Source organism: Ruegeria arenilitoris, from assembly GCF_013030265.1.
Classification (GTDB): Bacteria; Pseudomonadota; Alphaproteobacteria; order Rhodobacterales; family Rhodobacteraceae; genus Ruegeria; species Ruegeria arenilitoris_E.
Genome location: NZ_WPZQ01000003.1, coordinates 328,661 through 345,707, shown reverse-complemented (window position 1 = coordinate 345,707; position 17,047 = coordinate 328,661). Strand labels below are relative to the sequence as shown.

General features: G+C 55.2%; 18 protein-coding genes. 13 read left to right on the top strand and 5 right to left on the bottom strand.

Annotation, left to right across the window (positions count from 1 at the left end; all coding sequences use genetic code 11):
• Nucleotides 1–65 precede the first annotated feature (65 nt).
• The 6 genes from sdhC (at nucleotide 66) to GOX61_RS06910 (ending at nucleotide 4,925) form a co-directional block, all read left to right on the top strand.
• On the top strand, nucleotides 66–449 hold the full coding sequence (sdhC, locus tag GOX61_RS06935; protein ID WP_155149860.1) for a succinate dehydrogenase, cytochrome b556 subunit: 384 nt from the start codon (nucleotides 66–68) through the stop codon (nucleotides 447–449).
• A 12-nt stretch (nucleotides 450–461) separates the two neighbouring features.
• A complete protein-coding gene (sdhD, locus tag GOX61_RS06930) occupies nucleotides 462–833 on the top strand; it encodes a succinate dehydrogenase, hydrophobic membrane anchor protein (protein ID WP_155149862.1) in 372 nt (123 codons plus the stop codon).
• A gap of 24 nt (nucleotides 834–857) precedes the next feature.
• A complete protein-coding gene (gene sdhA, locus GOX61_RS06925) occupies nucleotides 858–2,663 on the top strand; it encodes a succinate dehydrogenase flavoprotein subunit (RefSeq protein WP_155149864.1) in 1,806 nt (601 codons plus the stop codon).
• 12 nt (nucleotides 2,664–2,675) lie between these two features.
• The gene (locus tag GOX61_RS06920) at nucleotides 2,676–3,455 is read left to right on the top strand and encodes a succinate dehydrogenase iron-sulfur subunit (RefSeq protein WP_155149866.1); all 780 of its coding nucleotides are present in this window, start codon (nucleotides 2,676–2,678) and stop codon (nucleotides 3,453–3,455) included.
• Nucleotides 3,456–3,592: 137 nt separating this feature from the next.
• The gene (locus GOX61_RS06915; protein ID WP_170332365.1) at nucleotides 3,593–3,739 is read left to right on the top strand and encodes a hypothetical protein; all 147 of its coding nucleotides are present in this window, start codon (nucleotides 3,593–3,595) and stop codon (nucleotides 3,737–3,739) included.
• A gap of 340 nt (nucleotides 3,740–4,079) precedes the next feature.
• Nucleotides 4,080–4,925 (top strand): urea carboxylase-associated family protein, encoded by an 846-nt coding sequence (locus tag GOX61_RS06910; RefSeq protein WP_170332363.1) that lies wholly within the window; start codon nucleotides 4,080–4,082, stop codon nucleotides 4,923–4,925.
• A 54-nt stretch (nucleotides 4,926–4,979) separates the two neighbouring features.
• Here GOX61_RS06910 and deoD read toward each other — a convergent pair whose 3' ends face one another.
• From deoD to GOX61_RS06895, 3 genes are all read right to left on the bottom strand, one after another.
• Nucleotides 4,980–5,693, bottom strand: coding sequence for a purine-nucleoside phosphorylase (deoD, locus tag GOX61_RS06905; protein ID WP_170332360.1), 714 nt, complete (start codon nucleotides 5,691–5,693; stop codon nucleotides 4,980–4,982).
• Nucleotides 5,694–5,712: 19 nt separating this feature from the next.
• Nucleotides 5,713–6,030, bottom strand: coding sequence for an H-NS histone family protein (locus tag GOX61_RS06900; protein ID WP_170332358.1), 318 nt, complete (start codon nucleotides 6,028–6,030; stop codon nucleotides 5,713–5,715).
• A 126-nt stretch (nucleotides 6,031–6,156) separates the two neighbouring features.
• A complete protein-coding gene (locus GOX61_RS06895; RefSeq protein ID WP_170332356.1) occupies nucleotides 6,157–8,124 on the bottom strand; it encodes a protein meaA in 1,968 nt (655 codons plus the stop codon).
• 147 nt (nucleotides 8,125–8,271) lie between these two features.
• Here GOX61_RS06895 and GOX61_RS06890 point away from each other — a divergent pair, with 147 nt between their 5' ends.
• From GOX61_RS06890 to GOX61_RS06860, 7 genes are all read left to right on the top strand, one after another.
• Nucleotides 8,272–9,660 carry a 1-acyl-sn-glycerol-3-phosphate acyltransferase gene (locus GOX61_RS06890; RefSeq protein ID WP_170332354.1) on the top strand — a complete coding sequence of 463 codons (1,389 nt, stop codon included), beginning with the start codon at nucleotides 8,272–8,274 and terminating at the stop codon, nucleotides 9,658–9,660.
• Nucleotides 9,661–9,771: 111 nt separating this feature from the next.
• Nucleotides 9,772–11,058 carry a crotonyl-CoA carboxylase/reductase gene (gene ccrA / locus GOX61_RS06885; protein WP_155149875.1) on the top strand — a complete coding sequence of 429 codons (1,287 nt, stop codon included), beginning with the start codon at nucleotides 9,772–9,774 and terminating at the stop codon, nucleotides 11,056–11,058.
• Between the two features lie 205 nt (nucleotides 11,059–11,263).
• Nucleotides 11,264–11,482: a hypothetical protein gene (locus GOX61_RS06880; RefSeq protein WP_155149877.1), complete on the top strand. Its 219-nt coding sequence runs from the start codon at nucleotides 11,264–11,266 to the stop codon at nucleotides 11,480–11,482.
• Nucleotides 11,421–12,140, top strand: a complete 720-nt coding sequence (locus GOX61_RS06875) for a helix-turn-helix transcriptional regulator (protein ID WP_170332352.1) — start codon at nucleotides 11,421–11,423, stop codon at nucleotides 12,138–12,140. The genes GOX61_RS06880 and GOX61_RS06875 overlap by 62 nt, the downstream gene beginning before the upstream one ends.
• A gap of 83 nt (nucleotides 12,141–12,223) precedes the next feature.
• The gene (locus tag GOX61_RS06870; RefSeq protein ID WP_170332350.1) at nucleotides 12,224–12,862 is read left to right on the top strand and encodes an acyl-homoserine-lactone synthase; all 639 of its coding nucleotides are present in this window, start codon (nucleotides 12,224–12,226) and stop codon (nucleotides 12,860–12,862) included.
• A gap of 60 nt (nucleotides 12,863–12,922) precedes the next feature.
• Complete coding sequence (locus GOX61_RS06865; protein WP_170332348.1) at nucleotides 12,923–14,455, top strand: ATP-dependent DNA helicase; 1,533 nt, start codon at nucleotides 12,923–12,925, stop codon at nucleotides 14,453–14,455.
• Complete coding sequence (locus GOX61_RS06860) at nucleotides 14,452–15,180, top strand: SDR family oxidoreductase (RefSeq protein WP_170332346.1); 729 nt, start codon at nucleotides 14,452–14,454, stop codon at nucleotides 15,178–15,180. The genes GOX61_RS06865 and GOX61_RS06860 overlap by 4 nt, the downstream gene beginning before the upstream one ends.
• Nucleotides 15,181–15,183: 3 nt before the next feature.
• Here the strand turns inward: GOX61_RS06860 and GOX61_RS06855 are convergent, their stop codons facing one another.
• The gene (locus GOX61_RS06855; protein ID WP_209016362.1) at nucleotides 15,184–15,948 is read right to left on the bottom strand and encodes a TIGR02186 family protein; all 765 of its coding nucleotides are present in this window, start codon (nucleotides 15,946–15,948) and stop codon (nucleotides 15,184–15,186) included.
• Nucleotide 15,949: 1 nt separating this feature from the next.
• Complete coding sequence (locus GOX61_RS06850) at nucleotides 15,950–16,870, bottom strand: sulfite exporter TauE/SafE family protein (protein WP_170332344.1); 921 nt, start codon at nucleotides 16,868–16,870, stop codon at nucleotides 15,950–15,952.
• Between the last annotated feature and the right edge of the window lie 177 nt (nucleotides 16,871–17,047).

Here is a 17,047-nt window from a genome sequence, read left to right as displayed (position 1 = left end):
TGCAGCGCGTGACAGAGTCGCAAAAAACAGTAAAACGTTCGGTAGCCAACCGAAAAGGAGCCAACATGGCCGATGTAAATCGGGGCAACCGCCCACTTTCACCACATCTGACGATATACCGTCCGCAAATGACGTCCGTGTCCTCGATCATGGTGCGCATCACCGGCATTGCGGCTTTGCTTCTTTCTGTGCTCGTGGTCTGGTGGCTGCTTGCGGCAGCGACATCGGAAAGCGCATTCAATTTCATCGACGGATTGATGCGGAGCTTTCTGGGCGACCTCGTGATGTTTGGTGCGGCCTGGGCGCTTTTCTATCACATGCTTGGTCGTCTTCGCCATTTGATCTGGGATCTCGGGTACTGCCTGAATGTTCAGGTTTCGGAAAAACTGGGCATCGGCATGTTTGTGTTGGCGACGGTTCTGGCCCTGATCACAGCGGTCGCGGTCTAAGGAGGGATGGCTATGCAGTATCTTACCGAACGCAAACGCGCAGAAGGCATGGGTGCCGGAGGGCAGGGCACGCATCATCATTGGCAAATGATGGTCAGCTCGGCAGCGCTGGTCATTCTGGTTCCGCTTTTTGTTATCACATTTGCCAACGGCCTGGGCGGCACGTACGAAGAAGTGCTGGCCTATTACAGCCGACCCTTCCCCGCGATCGTGACAGGACTGACCCTTGTAGTGGTCATCATTCACCTGATGCGCGAGGCGCAGGTTGCAATCGAAGACTATGTGCACGGCGTTGCAGAGAAACTGACGCTGATGGCGGTTACGGCGTTTTCCTACACGTTGATCGCTGCAGGGCTTTTCGCCCTCGTAAAGCTCGCCCTGTAAAATGCGCGTAGAGGATCAGGTAAGATGACAACATACGAATACGAAATCCACGAATATGACGTCGTGGTTGTTGGAGCCGGCGGAGCTGGCCTGCGCGCAACGCTGGGAATGGCTGAACAGGGACTTCGCACTGCGTGTGTGACCAAGGTTTTCCCAACCCGTTCGCATACCGTGGCCGCTCAGGGTGGTATCGCGGCATCCTTGTCGAACATGGGGCCGGATAACTGGCAGTGGCATATGTATGACACGGTCAAGGGCTCGGACTGGCTGGGCGATACCGATGCGATGGAATATCTCGCACGTCACGCGCCCAAGGCTGTTTATGAGCTGGAACACTATGGCGTTCCGTTCTCGCGGACCGAAGAAGGCAAGATCTATCAGCGTCCCTTCGGCGGCCACACCACTGAATTTGGCGAAGGTCCCGCCGTGCAGCGTACCTGTGCTGCCGCTGACCGGACCGGTCACGCGATCCTGCATACACTGTATGGCCAGTCGCTGAAGAACAATGCCGAGTTCTACATCGAATACTTTGCCATCGACCTGATCATGTCTGAAGACGGGCAGTGTCAGGGTGTTGTCTGCTGGAAGCTGGACGACGGCACGATGCATGTCTTCAACGCCAAGATGGTTGTACTGGCGACCGGCGGTTACGGCCGCGCCTATTTCAGCGCGACATCGGCCCACACCTGCACCGGTGACGGTGGCGGTATGGTCGCTCGTGCCGGGCTGGCCCTGCAGGATATGGAATTCGTTCAGTTCCACCCGACCGGCATCTATGGCTCTGGCTGCCTGATCACCGAAGGTGCACGTGGCGAGGGCGGATACCTGACCAACTCGGAAGGCGAACGGTTCATGGAGCGCTATGCGCCTCAGTACAAAGACCTTGCACCACGCGATTATGTCTCGCGCTCGATGACCATGGAGATCCGTGAGGGCAGGGGCGTTGGTAAGGATGGCGATCACATCCACCTGAACCTGAGCCACCTTCCCGCCGAGGCGCTGCATGAGCGTTTGCCCGGCATCTCAGAGTCGGCCAAGATTTTTGCGGGGGTGGACGTAACCAAGGAACCGATCCCGGTATTGCCGACCGTGCACTATAACATGGGCGGTATTCCCACGAACTACTGGGGCGAAGTGCTGAACCCAACAGCCGATGATCCAACCGCCATCGTGCCCGGATTGATGGCCGTGGGCGAGGCTGGTTGTGCCTCGGTTCATGGTGCGAACCGCTTGGGTTCGAACTCTCTGATCGACCTGGTGGTTTTTGGACGCGCTGCAGCCATTCGCGCCGGCAAAGTCGTGGATGCCGAAGCAGCAAATCCGGTTCTGAACCAAGCGTCGGTTGATCACGCTTTTGACCGCTTTGACGCGATCAGAAATGCAAGCGGATCTATCCCAACTGCCGAGCTGCGTCTCGAGATGCAGAAGACCATGCAGGCTGACGCTGCGGTCTTCCGGACTGCCGAAACCATGGCTGATGGCGTCAAGAAGATGACCGCGATTGCGGCCAAGATGGACGACCTCAAGGTTTCGGACCGCAGCCTGATCTGGAACAGCGATCTGATGGAAACGCTGGAACTGACCAACCTGATGCCCAACGCCCTGGCCACGATTGTCGGTGCTGAGGCCCGCAAGGAATCGCGGGGTGCACATGCGCATGAGGATTTCACCGAGCGTGATGACGAAAACTGGCGTGTGCACACGATCAGCCATGTTGACGGCAATAACGTTGAGCTGAGTTATCGTCCGGTCATCGTCGACCCGCTGACCACCGAGGACGAAGGCGGCATCAGCCTCAAGAAAATCGCGCCCAAGGCGCGGACCTTCTAAGGAGAGGAACCCATGGTACAACTGACCCTCCCGAAGAATTCGCGCATCACAACGGGCAAAACCTGGCCCAAGCCGGAAGGTGCGACCAATGTCCGCAAGTTCCAGATTTACCGCTGGAACCCGGATGACGGACAGAACCCGCGCGTCGACACCTATTTTGTCGACATGGACGAATGCGGCCCGATGGTTCTGGATGCGCTGATCAAGATCAAGAATGAGATCGACCCAACGCTGACATTCCGCCGGTCCTGCCGCGAAGGCATTTGCGGATCCTGTGCGATGAATATCGACGGGATCAACACGCTGGCCTGTATCTATGGCATGGATGAGATCAAGGGCGACGTAAAGATTTACCCGCTGCCGCATATGCCGGTGGTCAAGGACCTGATCCCTGATCTGAACCATTTCTATGCCCAGCACGCTTCGATCATGCCGTGGCTGGAAACCAAGACCAATCGCCCCGCGAAAGAGTGGAAGCAGTCTATCGAGGACCGCAAGAAGCTGGATGGTCTCTATGAATGTGTGATGTGCGCCAGCTGCTCGACTTCGTGCCCGAGCTATTGGTGGAACGGCGACCGGTATCTTGGCCCGGCAGCATTGCTCCATGCCTATCGCTGGATCATCGACTCGCGCGATGAAGCAACGGGTGAGCGTTTGGATGAGTTGGAAGATCCGTTCAAGCTCTACCGCTGCCATACCATCATGAACTGCGCCAAGACCTGCCCGAAAGGGTTGAACCCGGCTAAGGCGATCGCTGAGATCAAAAAGATGATGGTGGAACGTACCGTCTGACGTTTCTTTTAGGATATGCACTTGCCGCATTGCGGCAGGTGCAACACGCAGTTGCAAACTTGTATGCTGCGACTTTCCCCGAGACGACATATGTTTGCGTTAGGGAGGAGTGACGAGATCGAGACAGGATCACTCCGATGAGCATTCAAAACAAAAAACCCAAATTCGACGCTGAAGAAGCTCTGGAATTGCTGGAACAGGCATGGGCTTATTATACGCCGGAGCCGGTAGCTCCGGTTGCTGAGCAGGAACCCGAGTTGTTCGAATACGCAAACGCTGCCTAAAGCAGATTTGCTGAACTACTTAACACCGAGCTTGAAATCCGGGCAGTAATCAGCAAAGCAGAGGGATGCCATTACTTCTGCTTTTGCTCGCTGCTGGCGTTTTTGCTTATTTTTTCTGGCGGTCCCGCACGTCTTCTTTGACGCGCGACTGCCGATGGCGGCAGCACAGAAAAGAAGGTTCATGGATGTGTGCCTATTGCGGTGCCGTTTCCCATTCGGACATCGAACCGACCAGCTGTCTAAAGGGTCAGCAGTAAATACCTGACACTTCAATCCGTAACGGGGTTTCCAGAAGTCAGAAACTACGCCAATCTGCGCGAAATTGCAGGAAGGTGAGAGAATGGCTTTGCCCCCCTCAGATGCGGACGCCCGTCGCGCTAACGCCCCGGTTATTTGCTATCCAAATGAAGGTTTGCCTAAACCGGATCTGGACTTGTATCGCCGTGCCAGAATGAATGCGCAAAAGACCGACGAGGTGCTTGTGCCGGCGAGAGACGCGAAGTGTTTTGAAGTGACCGCCGGACATTTCTTCCGGATAACATCTGTCGAAGGTCCCCAGGTTGGCGATCTGAACCTCTGGAACCGCGAGGACCTGTCCGAACGGTTCTATTCTGGTAAGACCCGGGCGCTTCATGGAACGCATCTGACGACCGGCGAGCGGATGTGGTCAAGCTTTCCACATATGCGCCCGATGGCGACGATCATAGACGATACGCTTGGCTGGTATGGAATCGATGAATATGGCGGCTCGGTTCACGATGTCATTGGTACACGCTGTGATCCCTACACCGGGAATCTGCTATCTGGCTCACAGTACCATCATTGCTGCCATTCTAACCTGACGCGGGCTCTGGCGGATCATATGGGCATTTCATTGGCCGAGGCAGAGCCTGCAGTGCATGACGTGCTCAACGTTTTTATGTGTACAGGTTTCACACGGGATACGGGCCAGTATTTCATGAAGGCCTCGCCGGTCCGACCCGGGGACTATCTGGAGTTTTTTGCCGAAATTGATCTGTTGGGTAATCTCAGCGCTTGCCCTGGCGGGGATTGTTCATCCGAGCATTCGTCGGACGTTGCCGCCTGTTATCCATTACTGGTCGAAGTTTTTGCGCCTGACGAGGACGCACTGGCGGGCTGGGAAAGCCCTGCCAGAAATGGGTATGACCGGTCCCACGGACGGTGATCTACGATTGAAGCAAGGGCGCAGTCTACGAACCGTGCCCTTCTTCATCACGTTTTATGCAGTTCCGGGAAACGCAGCCTGGAGGGCGATTTCCACCATGTCGCCAAAGCTGCGTTCGCGTTCAGACGAAGGCAGCGCCTCGCCGGTCAGCAAATGATCTGACACGGTCAGAACCGCCAGCGCACGACACTTATGGCGTGCAGCCAGAATATAGAGCTCTGCAGCTTCCATTTCGACACCAAGAATGCCATGGCGAACCATCTGTTCGTTCAGATCTGGTCGTTCGTCATAGAAGACGTCCGAAGAATAGATGCCACCTACATGAGTGGGTGTTCCCTTTGCTTCAGCCGCCTTGGCTGCTGCCTGCAGCAGTCCCCAGTCGGCGCAGGGTGCGAAATTTAGTTCTTTCATGATGCCACGCGAAGGTGTGCTGAGCGTTGTCGAGGTCATCGCCAAAATCACATCGCGTACGTTCACGCTGTCCTGCATTCCACCGCAAGACCCAATCCGGATCAAAGTTTTAGCGCTATAGTCGCGGATCAGTTCGTTGACGTATATCGATAGAGACGGCATCCCCATGCCGCTTCCTTGGATGGTGACGGGATTGCCGTTCCAGGTTCCTGTAAACCCAAGCATCCCGCGTACGTCATTAACCTGTCGCACTTCGCTCAGAAACGTTTCAGCCGCCCACTTCGCACGATATGGATCGCCGGGCAAAAGAACGGTTTCTGCAATATCACCTTTTTCTGCGCCAATATGAATTGTCATTTCGAGGCCAAAGCTCCGTTCAGATTTCCAGATCGGAAATATCAGCACCCGCTTTCAGTGCGTCGTGAACCCATTGCGGTTTGCGGCCGCGACCGGTCCAGGTTTGTGCCGGATCAGCAGGATTTCTGTATTTCGGCTTGGCTTTCGTACCTTTTGACGACCGCAGAGCGTCGGCCGAAAGCTCGGAAAGCGAGAAGCCGAATTCCGCAGCTGCCTTTTCAGCTGCTTTTAAAGCTTCCTGACGTTCGCGAATTTCAGCACCTTTTAGTGCTTTTTCGACTTGGTCACGCAATTCCAGCAATTCTTTGCGTGACATCTTTTCAAGATTGGTCCCCATCATTCTTCTCCGTACGACATTTGTTATTCGTGGACACAGTCGCCCACGTTAATTCCATTCATCGTCTTTATCTATTCCTTTTCAGATATGGAATAGATACGGGGAATTTGACGGTATTCGTCGCCTCTATTCAGCGGCGAGCGATTGCGGATCTACCAAAGTAACAATATCGCCCATGATTGCGTTTAATTCAAAGTTCTTGGGCGTGTAGATTTTGGATACACCCATCGACTTCAATTTTTCAGCATCCTCGTCAGGAATAATGCCACCAACGACAACCGGGATATTATCTAACCCTGCTTCACGCAGACGTTTCATGACATCTTCAACCAGCGGCAGATGGCTGCCGGACAGGATCGAAAGACCGATGACATGCGCGTCGTCTTCAACTGCCGCGGTCACGATCTCTTCCGGGGTCAGCCGGATACCCTCATAGCTGATGTCCATTCCACAATCGCGTGCGCGGAATGCGATTTGCTCGGCCCCGTTTGAGTGTCCGTCCAGACCGGGTTTACCCACGAGGAATTTCAGCCTGCGTCCAAGTTTGTCGCTGACCGCATCAACGGCCGCGCGCAGGTCATCCAGACCTTCGGTCTTGTTCGAGACAGATCCTGATACGCCAGTCGGGCCGCGATAGGTGCCGTAGACTTTACGCATTTCCTCGGCCCATTCGCCGGTGGTTACACCAGCCTTGGCTGCAGCGATCGAAGGCCCCATGACATTTGCGCCGGATTGCGCGGCTTCGCGCAGCGCGTTCAGGGCCGCTGCGACAGCGGCATCGTCACGCTCTGACCGCCATTCGTTCAGACGGGCAATCTGTTCCTGTTCAACCGCGGGGTCAACCACCATGATGCCGCCGTCTTCGGTTTGTAGTGGTGATGGCTCACCTTCGGTCCACTTGTTCACGCCGACCACGACGGTTTCGTTGCGCTCAATGCGATTAAGGCGTTCGGCATTGGAATCGACCAAACGCGACTTCATGTATTCGATCGAAGCAACAGCACCGCCCATCGAGTCCAGATTGGCCAGCTCAGCACGGGCGCCGTCCTTCAACTCCTCGACTTTCGCGTCAACCACCGGATTGCCGTCGAACAGATCACCATATTCAAGAAGATCTGTTTCATAGGCCAAGATCTGTTGCATGCGCATTGACCATTGCTGATCCCATGGGCGGGGCAGGCCAAGGGCTTCGTTCCACGCTGGCAACTGCACTGCGCGGGCGCGTGCTTTCTTGGATAGTGTTACGGCCAGCATCTCGATCAGGATGCGATAGACGTTGTTTTCCGGCTGCTGTTCGGTCAGGCCCAGCGAGTTGACCTGAACACCGTAACGGAATCGGCGGAACTTGGGGTCTTCGACACCATATCGCTGTTGCAGAATCTCATCCCAAAGATCGACGAATGCCCGCATTTTGCACATCTCAGTAACAAAACGGATGCCGGCATTCACAAAAAACGAAATGCGGCCGCATAGAGCAGGGAAATCTTCAGCTGGAACCCTTGGTCGCAATTCATCCAGAACTGCAATCGCGGTGGCCAGCGCATATGCCAGTTCCTGCTCGGGCGTCGCGCCCGCCTCTTGCAGGTGATAGGAACACACGTTCATCGGGTTCCATTTAGGTACATTCGTGTAGCAGTACTCAGCCACATCAGCGATCATCTTCAGCGATGGTTTTGGCGGGCAGACATATGTGCCGCGGCTGAGATATTCCTTGATCAGATCATTCTGCACCGTGCCCTGCAGTTTGGCGACATCAGCCCCCTGCTCTTCGGCCACAGCGATATAAAGTGCCAGTAACCAAGGGGCTGTGGCGTTGATCGTCATCGAGGTATTCATTTGCTCAAGCGGAATCTGATCGAACAGAACCCGCATGTCTCCCAGATGGCAGACCGGCACACCAACTTTACCCACTTCACCGCGTGCGAGCGTATGATCGCTGTCATAGCCGGTCTGTGTGGGCAGATCGAACGCCACCGAAAGGCCGGTCTGTCCTTTGGCCAGATTGGCACGATACAACTGGTTCGAGGCTTTGGCGGTAGAGTGACCAGCATATGTTCGGATGAGCCAGGGGCGATCTTTCTGCATCTGAGTCATAATTTGAGCCTCGCATCTGGGTGGGTAACAAAATTACGTACACAGGTTCTAAATCGCAATTTTTGGGATATGTCAATTCGCTGCGTTGCGGCATGTGCGAGTTTCTTGAGATTGTGAGCAATCGCGTTTGATGGCAGTGTGCCCCTCATGACTCAGACCGTGGAACTTCCGCTTTGGCTGTTTGTGCTGATCGTGGTTTTTGCTGCGGTCACTTTTGCCTCGCATTTCTTGTTTCCATCGGTGCGCTGGTTTTTTCGTCGTCGGCTTGAAAGGGCTGTGGCCCGGCTGAATGAACGCCTGCAGCGGCCAATTCAGCCGTTCAAACTTGCGCGGCGGCATGACATGATTCAGCGTCTGATCTATGATCCGCAGGTCGCTAAAGCAGCGCAGGTCCACGCGCATGAAACGGACATTCCCGAAGGGGTCGCATACGAACAGGCCCGTAGATACGCGCGAGAGATCGTCCCTTCGTTCTCGGCGTTTACCTACTTCAGCTTTGCCATTCGCGTTGCGCGATTGCTGAGCAATGCCTTTTATAACGTTCGACTTAGCTATGAAGATGAAAATGCGCTGAAGGAAATCGATCCCCAAGCGACGGTGGTCTTTGTCATGAACCACCGCAGCAATATGGATTATGTGCTGGTGACCTATCTGGCGGCGCAGCAATCTGCATTGTCGTATGCCGTTGGCGAATGGGCGAGGGTCTGGCCGCTCAGCCGCCTGATCCGGGCTATGGGCGCTTACTTTATTCGGCGCAAATCCGGCAGCGACCTCTATCGTCAGGTTCTGGCCAGCTATGTTCGCCTTGCCACGGAAGCAGGTGTGACTCAGGCGATGTTCCCCGAAGGTGGTCTGAGTTTGACGGGCGCGCCAGGCCGACCAAAGCTGGGACTACTGAAGTATATCATCGACGGTACAACGCCCGAAGGTCGTGACGTGGTTTTCGTTCCTGTTGCGCTCAATTATGACCGGGTTCTGGAAGACACCATTCTGACAGCCGCTGCTGAGAATTCCGAACGACGGTTCCGTGCCAGAATCGGAGTGATCACACGTTGGAGCCTGAAGCAGATCTGGCGCCGTCTGATCGGCCGCTACAAACGCTTTGGGATCGCTTCGGTTCGTTACGGCATGCCAATTTCACTCCACGATTTTCGTGAATGCGAAAGCCGCGACTTGATGACCGATCTGGCGCGGGAACTGATGAAGCGCATTGGACATGCGATCCCCATCGTGCCCGCACCTGCGGCCTGCTGGATTGTTCGCGAGGAAGGGCCCATGCCAGAAGATCAGGTGAAGGCCCGGATCAGTGATCTCATGCGAAGTGAGGGTCGAATGCGTGAAACCGATTCTGTCGCGATTACGGAGGCGATCGATCAACTGGTTGAACGCAGAATCCTTTGTCGCGAAAGCGGGAATTTGAAACCCTCTGTCGAGCGATTGAATCTCATGAACTACTATGCTGCGTCGGCTGCTTTGGAAAAGAATGAGGCGTATGCTGCGATAGCGAAAGAAAATTCTGCAACTGCAGGGTCATAAAATTACAAATTTGATCCAAAAACTATTGCATTATTGCTTTACGGCCAATATTCCATCTTCTGAGGCCGCGATTCTGCGTCGCGGCAAAAGAAATGATTAAAGGAGGCCAACATGGCTCTGGACACCGACAGCGGCATCGCGTCGTACGAGGCACCGGAAAAAGACCTCTATGAGATGGGTGAAATCCCCCCGATGGGATATGTCCCGAAACAAATGTACGCTTGGGCCATTCGGAAAGAGCGTCATGGTGAGCCGGATACGGCCATGCAGCTCGAAGTCGTAGACGTGCCTAAGCTGGACAGCCATGAAGTTCTGGTTCTCGTTATGGCGGCCGGTGTGAACTACAACGGCGTATGGGCATCGCTGGGTAAGCCGATCAGCCCGTTTGACGGCCATGGTCAGCCTTTCCACATCGCAGGTTCGGATGCTTCGGGCATCGTCTGGGCCGTTGGTGACAAGGTCAAGCGCTGGAAAGTCGGCGACGAGGTCGTAATCCACTGCAACCAGGATGATGGTGACGACGAAGCCTGCAACGGCGGCGACCCGATGTACTCGGATTCGCAGCGTATTTGGGGCTATGAGACCCCCGATGGCTCGTTCGCGCAGTTCACCAACGTTCAGGCTCAGCAGCTGATGCCGCGTCCCAAGCATCTGACCTGGGAAGAAAGCGCCTGCTACACGCTGACGCTGGCAACCGCATACCGTATGCTGTTTGGCCACGAGCCTCACGATCTGAAGCCGGGCCAGAACGTTCTGGTATGGGGCGCATCAGGTGGTCTGGGTTCTTATGCCATCCAGCTGATCAACACCGCGGGTGCAAACGCGATCGGTGTGATCTCGGACGAAAGCAAGCGTGACTTTGTCATGGGTCTGGGTGCCAAGGGCGTTCTTAATCGCAAGGACTTCAACTGCTGGGGTCAATTGCCCACGGTGAATACGCCGGAATATGCCGAGTGGTTCAAAGAAGCGCGTAAGTTCGGCAAGGCCATCTGGGACATCACCGGTAAGGGCGTAAACGTCGACATGGTGTTCGAACACCCGGGCGAAAGCACCTTCCCGGTATCTACCTTTGTCGTCAAAAAAGGCGGCATGGTCGTGATCTGTGCAGGTACCACCGGCTATAACCTGACCTTTGATGTGCGCTACATGTGGATGCACCAGAAGCGCCTGCAGGGTTCGCACTTTGCGCATCTCAAGCAAGCTTCGGCCGCAAACCAGCTGATGGTTGAGCGCCGTCTGGACCCTTGCATGTCCGAAGTGTTCACCTGGCAGGACCTGCCCGAAGCGCACATGAAGATGATGCGTAACGAACACAAGCCGGGCAACATGTCGGTACTGGTTCAGGCTCCGCGTACAGGTATGCGTACTCTGGAAGAAGTTCTGGAAGCACGCGGCTAATAAGTACAATCTTAAGTATAGACACCTGCGAATCGCTTTTGCGGCTCGCAGGTGTTTCTGTTTTTGAAATATGATATTATTTTACAATGACTTAACTGGTTAGCCCTCACTATTTTTGGGGAGTAGAAAGCAGTGAATAGGCAAAAAAAACTTCTACATGCTATGGTTGTGTTAACCCTTCGTTAACTATTTCGGGGAGACCCTGATGGCGCAAAATGAGTGGATATTGGACGTCCTGTCGGACCTCAACGCTTTCGCTGTTGCCAACGGGTTGAGCGCACTTGCCGAGCAGCTTGATGATACACGGTTGATTGCGGCGGCCGAGATCGCGTCCCTGAACGATGAGGCATCAGCGCCCGCGAATGGGAACAAAATTCGATTTGAGCCAGATCCCCGAAGATTTGGAAAACACCAGCACGCTTGATGAGTTAAGTCAGGTCGCCATTCGACTGCGAGACCGGCTCGAAATCGAGCATATCATCTATCACTGGGTTGACGGCGCAGGCGACCAATACGGGTACACAACCTATCCCGACGCATGGGCCGAACGCTATCGCGAAAAAAACTACCACAGAATCGACCCGGTCATCTTAGGCTGCTTTCAGCGTTTTCATCCCGTTGACTGGAAAAAGCTCGATTGGTCCAGCAAGGTTGCCAAAGCCTTTCTACAGGATGCTCTGGACCACGGTGTCGGAAATCAGGGATATTCGATCCCCTTGCGAGGTCCGAACGGCCAATTCGCGCTGTTTACGGTCAATCACACCTGCAATGACGTCCAGTGGGAGGAATTCGTTACCACTTATGGGCGCGAACTGATCCTTATTGCCCACTATTTCAATCGAAAGGCACTGGAGTTTGAGCGTGACCGGCAACCCGATGCGGCACGTGGTCTTTCCCCGCGCGAGGTTGATGCGATGACGCTTCTGGCGCTGGGCTACAGCCGGGCTCAAGTCGCGCATTCGCTCTCAATCTCAGAGCATACATTGCGTGTTTACATCGAGAGCGCCCGGTCAAAGCTGGGTGCTTTGAATACCACGCACGCAATCGCAACGGCGCTAAGTCGAGGATTAATAGTCGTTTAAGCAACGGCCGGTCGTCGAACCGAATATTAACCACGAGTTTGTACCCCCTTCGTTCCAGCACTGGACGACAAGGGGAACAAGTCATGCTGCGCTATCTGTATGCCGATGAGCTGCACAAATATCCAAAACTGGCCGAGGGAATGTTTCGGGATCGCGCCGATCAGTTCAAAACCCGATTGGGTTGGGACGTCAAAATTAACGAAAAGGGGGAAGAGCGGGATCAGTATGATGACCTGAACCCGATTTATGTCATCTGGGAAGAGCCTGATGGCAGTCATGGTGGGTCGATGCGCATTCTGCCGACCACCGGACCCGTTATGATCAACGAGGTTTTCGGACACCTGACTGGCGGCAGCCCGATACGAAGCCCGCTTATCTGGGAAGTAACGCGGTTTTGCCTGTCTCGTACAGCCAGCCCGCACACCGCTGGCGCGATTATGCTGAGTGGTGGCGAGGTGATGGAAGGCTTTGGGTTGACCCATATCGCAGGTGTGTTCGACGCTCGTATGATCCGGATTTACCGGCTTATAGGGTCGTCCCCAACGGTATTGGGTTCCGAAGGAAAGGGACGGGATCAGATATCGGTTGGCTTGTGGCCTTACTCTGTCGACGATTGCAATCGCGTGGCAGAGCGGGCGGGCATTCCGCGTGAGCTGTCCCGGCTGTGGTTCAAGACAGCATTTGGCAGTGCAACGCAGCATCGTTTCGCGCTGTCTGCCTGATTTCTGAGAAAACAAAATCCACATCTGGTGGAGGGTGGCGTGGCCCTGTAGGGTCGCGCCATGTCCTTGCCCCAAGTTACCTTTTCCGAAGATCAGGCCGCCGCATTTGACAGTATCGCTGAGATGCTGCGAACAGCAGGTATCGACCTTGAAGATGATGCGCTGCTCAAGCTGCCCGGCACCGGTAAATCGGGTGTCATGGCGGTGATCGGCAAGGCTGGATCGGGCAAAACGCTTTTGCTGGCCGAACTCTACAAAGCCTTGGCCGAGACGGGTGTTAATCTGGTTTCTGGAGATTTCGAAAGCCGTAAGTCACGTGATAAACGCAGCCTTGCCATCCTGGCCCCTACCAACAAGGCGGCGAGTGTTCTGCGATTGCGCGGCGTACCAGCGACGACAATTCACCGTATCCTCTACACACCGGTTTATGATCCGGAATACGAACGCATCGCTGAATGGCTGGCGGGCAACGATGAAAGGCCCGAGATTGAGGGGCTGACAGATGAAGCTCTCGACCGTGCTGCAGCGTTTTATCAAAACAACAAATCGATTCCGGGTGCCCTAGCGGCAGCAGGCCTGCGCGGGTCCGATTTCATCACCGGCTGGAAGCGCCGGGATGAGCCGTTGGACATCGGGTTTGTCGACGAAGCGTCGATGCTGGATGACCGTCAGTTCGAGGATCTTCAGGAGATCTTTCCTACCCTGTTGCTGTTTGGCGACCCGGCCCAGTTGGCACCGGTGAATCAGTCAGGTTCAATGGTGTTCGAGGGCTTGCCCGAACCACGAAAGCTGACTTTGCATCGGGTACATCGGCAAGATGCTGACAACCCCATTCTGGATCTGGCGCACGCGTTGGCAGATCCTGCGATGGGGTTCGAGGATTTTGAGCGTCTGATTGAAGAAACTGCGCGCAAAGACGACCGCGTTGTCTGGGGACAGCGGGTTGAGGTGGATTTGATGGCGCGCAGCCCGGTACTCGTATGGCGCAATGCAACGCGTATTCGGTTGATACAGGCCTTCCGACAAGTTCACCATGCGCCGGAAACCGAGTTATTGGAAGGTGAGCCCCTGATTTGCGATGGCATCGAGCTGCCTCTGAAACACCGAAAAAAACGGCTGGATCTAGAAGCGCGCGGGCTGATCAAGGGCGCTCAGGTCATATATCTCGGTCCCGGACGCAAACCGGGTTTTTCACGTCTGCACGTGATGGGGGCTGAGGATCCTCAGGTCAGTGCCGCTTCCATCGTTCAAATTGAAAAACCGGACGAGGAAGAGCCTTTCATTCCATATGCTGCCCGCATGGGTGCAACCTTTCTGCACGGCGCTGCGGTCACTATCCACAAGGCACAGGGTTCACAGTGGGATACTGTTCAGGTTTTTGCCCCGGACATCTACGCCGCTGCCCGTATGGGCCGGACCGAGGCTGGCCAGCCCCTGTGGAAGCGCCTTGCCTATGTTGCGATTACACGCGCGCAAGAACGGTTGATCTGGGTGGTTCGCAACCGATTGTCAAAGCCAACGCATCCGCTGCGTGTGGATGATCTTCGTGCAATCCCTGCGGCGTCTTTGACATTGGAGGCTGAAGAAACATGAAATCGATCATCGTAACCGGCGCCAGCTCTGGTATTGGTCGCGCGACGGCAGAGCTGTTTCTGGAACAGGGGTGGACAGTCGGCATCCTCGCCCGCGGTGCGGATACGCTGAATGCGATGGCCAAGGCACATTCGAATGCGATTCCATTGGTCGCGGATGTGACGGACCCGGATGCGGTCACCGGGGCATTTCAGACATTTGCGGAACACACAGATCGTCTGGATGTGCTTTTCAACAATGCAGGTGTATTTGCACCGGGCGGTAAGATAGATGAGATCGCCCTGGATGCCTGGTATCAGACCGTAAACGTGAACCTGAACGGCATGTTCCTGTGCGCTCGCGAAGCCTTCAAAACGATGCGCAACCAGTCGCTGCAGGGCGGGCGGATCATCAACAACGGTTCAATCGCCGCGCATGTGCCGCGCCCGAACTCGGTACATTACACGGCGACCAAACACGCGATAACAGGATTGACCCGCAGCCTGTCATTGGATGGTCGCGAGCTGGGGATTGCATGTGGTCAGATCGATATCGGCAACGCCCGCACACCGATGGTGCAGGGGCTGGTCGATGCAGCCATCGCGGAGGGGAATGAACCCGATCCGACCATGGCCGTCGCAGATGCCGCCAAATCGGTTCTGCACATGGCAAACCTGCCAGCCGAAGCAAATGTGCAGTTCATGACCGTTATGGCAACGACCATGCCTTACATTGGCAGGGGATGACCGTCAGTTTTCCCGCAGCATCCGGAATGCCGTCGATGCGCCCCAACCTGCGGCAATCGCAATGACCAGTGACATCAGCCCGTACCAAATGGGCTGCTCACGGGACATGTTGTAGAGGAACCGTTCCAGACCCACCTTGCGCACATCGATGGTTGTTTCGAGCTGCGATACGACCTCACCGCCACGCGTCAGAAAGATACGTGCGACATAGTCCCCTTCGGTCAGGTCTGCAGGCATTTCGATTGATGTACGAAACAGGGTCTGTTGATCGACGGCAACCGTGTTCTCACGGATCGAATACAGATCCTCTGCTTCGCGGATCCGAATTACGGCGTCTGCAAATTCCTGTGCACCTCGGATATGCATCGCTGCTCCGACCGACCGGATCGCACGTTCGATTGAAATCCGATACCGAAGGTCTTCGGTGTCGGTAATGATGTCATCGAACGGAGCACTGGTCGCAACCGCGTAGAAACTGGGTGCGGAATCGACCAGTACGCTGTCAACATTCACCCAAATCCCGAATTTCTTTTCTTTGCGTCTGACCGTGACGGGTTTTGATGGACCTACGACCGAGACGATAACTTCCAGTGGCGGTCCCGCTGGAATCGGGGCTTCGCGTTTGACGGCGCCGAATATCAGGATTTCCGACCCATCAAAGTTGGCTGTGATAGCGACGCGATCCTGGCTAAGACCCAGTACAACTTGTTCTTCCGAGGCAAAGGCGGGAAGGCAGATCAGGCAAAAGGCGGCAATCAGGCGATACATGTCAGTGCCCTCCGCCATCGCCGAGCGAAAACAGCTCGGACGGTTGCAGCAATAGATCCAATGCCAGCTTGCTGCAAACCACCAGTACCAGTGCGGCCAGAAGGACTCGCAACTGTTCCGCAGGCATACGCGCGCCGATGACGGTGCCGATTTGTGCTCCAACGACGCCACCAACCAGCAGCAGGACTGCAAGCACGACATCAACCGTATAGTTCGTTGTGGCATGAAGCATGGTGGTGAATGCGGTCACAAAGATGATCTGAAACAGCGACGTTCCGACAACCACTTTGGTCGGCATCCCCAACAGATAAATCATTGCGGGCACCATGATGAAGCCGCCGCCAACACCCATGATGGCAGACAGAACACCGACAAACAGGCCGACGACCAGCGGTGGAATGACCGAGATATACAGGCCCGAAGTGCGGAAGCGCATCTTGAACGGCATCGCATGAATCCAGCCCCGCTGTCGTCTTTTAGGTGGCGAGGCGTCCGCTCTGCGGGATTTGCGCAGGGCGTTCAGACTTTCGATGAACATCAGGCTACCGATGATGCCCAAGAACACCACATAACAAAGCTTGACCAGCAGATCGACCTGTCCAAGGCTTTTGAGATAGTTGAACACCACGACACCAAGCGCGGCGCCCGTCAATCCCCCGATCAACAGGACTGTACCCATCCTGAGATCGACCGTCTTTCGTCGAAAATGTGCGAGCACACCTGAAAAGGACGAGGCGACAATCTGGTTGGCTTCGGTCGCAACAGCGACGGCAGGTGGGATGCCGATAAAGAACAGCAGGGGGGTCATCAGAAACCCGCCACCCACGCCGAACATACCGGACAGAATTCCCACCATTCCGCCAAGGCCAAACAACAGAAAGGCGTTTACGGAGACTTCGGCTATCGGGAGATATATTTGCATGTTGTTTTCTAGACGAGCCTGGCTGAGCGGCGCAACGCGACACAAACACCTGTATCGTAAAGATCAGGTGACATGTGGCAAAACGCTCGCAGTTTGCTTGTCAGTCCAAGATAGAAACCGGATGTGCCCTGAACGACGCGCATAATGACTGGCCCCCGGTTCGGTTAACGAAATTGG

Excerpts from the sequence above, each read along its gene's own strand:
- sdhC (WP_155149860.1), top strand. The coding sequence starts at position 66 with ATGGCCGATGTAAATCGGGGCAACCGCCCACTTTCACCACATCTGACG.
- sdhD (WP_155149862.1), top strand. The coding sequence starts at position 462 with ATGCAGTATCTTACCGAACGCAAACGCGCAGAAGGCATGGGTGCCGGA.
- sdhA (WP_155149864.1), top strand. The coding sequence starts at position 858 with ATGACAACATACGAATACGAAATCCACGAATATGACGTCGTGGTTGTT.
- GOX61_RS06920 (WP_155149866.1), top strand. The coding sequence starts at position 2,676 with ATGGTACAACTGACCCTCCCGAAGAATTCGCGCATCACAACGGGCAAA.
- GOX61_RS06915 (WP_170332365.1), top strand. The coding sequence starts at position 3,593 with ATGAGCATTCAAAACAAAAAACCCAAATTCGACGCTGAAGAAGCTCTG.
- GOX61_RS06910 (WP_170332363.1), top strand. The coding sequence starts at position 4,080 with ATGGCTTTGCCCCCCTCAGATGCGGACGCCCGTCGCGCTAACGCCCCG.
- deoD (WP_170332360.1), bottom strand. The coding sequence starts at position 5,693 with ATGACAATTCATATTGGCGCAGAAAAAGGTGATATTGCAGAAACCGTT.
- GOX61_RS06900 (WP_170332358.1), bottom strand. The coding sequence starts at position 6,030 with ATGGGGACCAATCTTGAAAAGATGTCACGCAAAGAATTGCTGGAATTG.
- GOX61_RS06895 (WP_170332356.1), bottom strand. The coding sequence starts at position 8,124 with ATGACTCAGATGCAGAAAGATCGCCCCTGGCTCATCCGAACATATGCT.
- GOX61_RS06890 (WP_170332354.1), top strand. The coding sequence starts at position 8,272 with ATGACTCAGACCGTGGAACTTCCGCTTTGGCTGTTTGTGCTGATCGTG.
- ccrA (WP_155149875.1), top strand. The coding sequence starts at position 9,772 with ATGGCTCTGGACACCGACAGCGGCATCGCGTCGTACGAGGCACCGGAA.
- GOX61_RS06880 (WP_155149877.1), top strand. The coding sequence starts at position 11,264 with ATGGCGCAAAATGAGTGGATATTGGACGTCCTGTCGGACCTCAACGCT.
- GOX61_RS06875 (WP_170332352.1), top strand. The coding sequence starts at position 11,421 with ATGGGAACAAAATTCGATTTGAGCCAGATCCCCGAAGATTTGGAAAAC.
- GOX61_RS06870 (WP_170332350.1), top strand. The coding sequence starts at position 12,224 with ATGCTGCGCTATCTGTATGCCGATGAGCTGCACAAATATCCAAAACTG.
- GOX61_RS06865 (WP_170332348.1), top strand. The coding sequence starts at position 12,923 with ATGTCCTTGCCCCAAGTTACCTTTTCCGAAGATCAGGCCGCCGCATTT.
- GOX61_RS06860 (WP_170332346.1), top strand. The coding sequence starts at position 14,452 with ATGAAATCGATCATCGTAACCGGCGCCAGCTCTGGTATTGGTCGCGCG.
- GOX61_RS06855 (WP_209016362.1), bottom strand. The coding sequence starts at position 15,948 with ATGTATCGCCTGATTGCCGCCTTTTGCCTGATCTGCCTTCCCGCCTTT.
- GOX61_RS06850 (WP_170332344.1), bottom strand. The coding sequence starts at position 16,870 with ATGCAAATATATCTCCCGATAGCCGAAGTCTCCGTAAACGCCTTTCTG.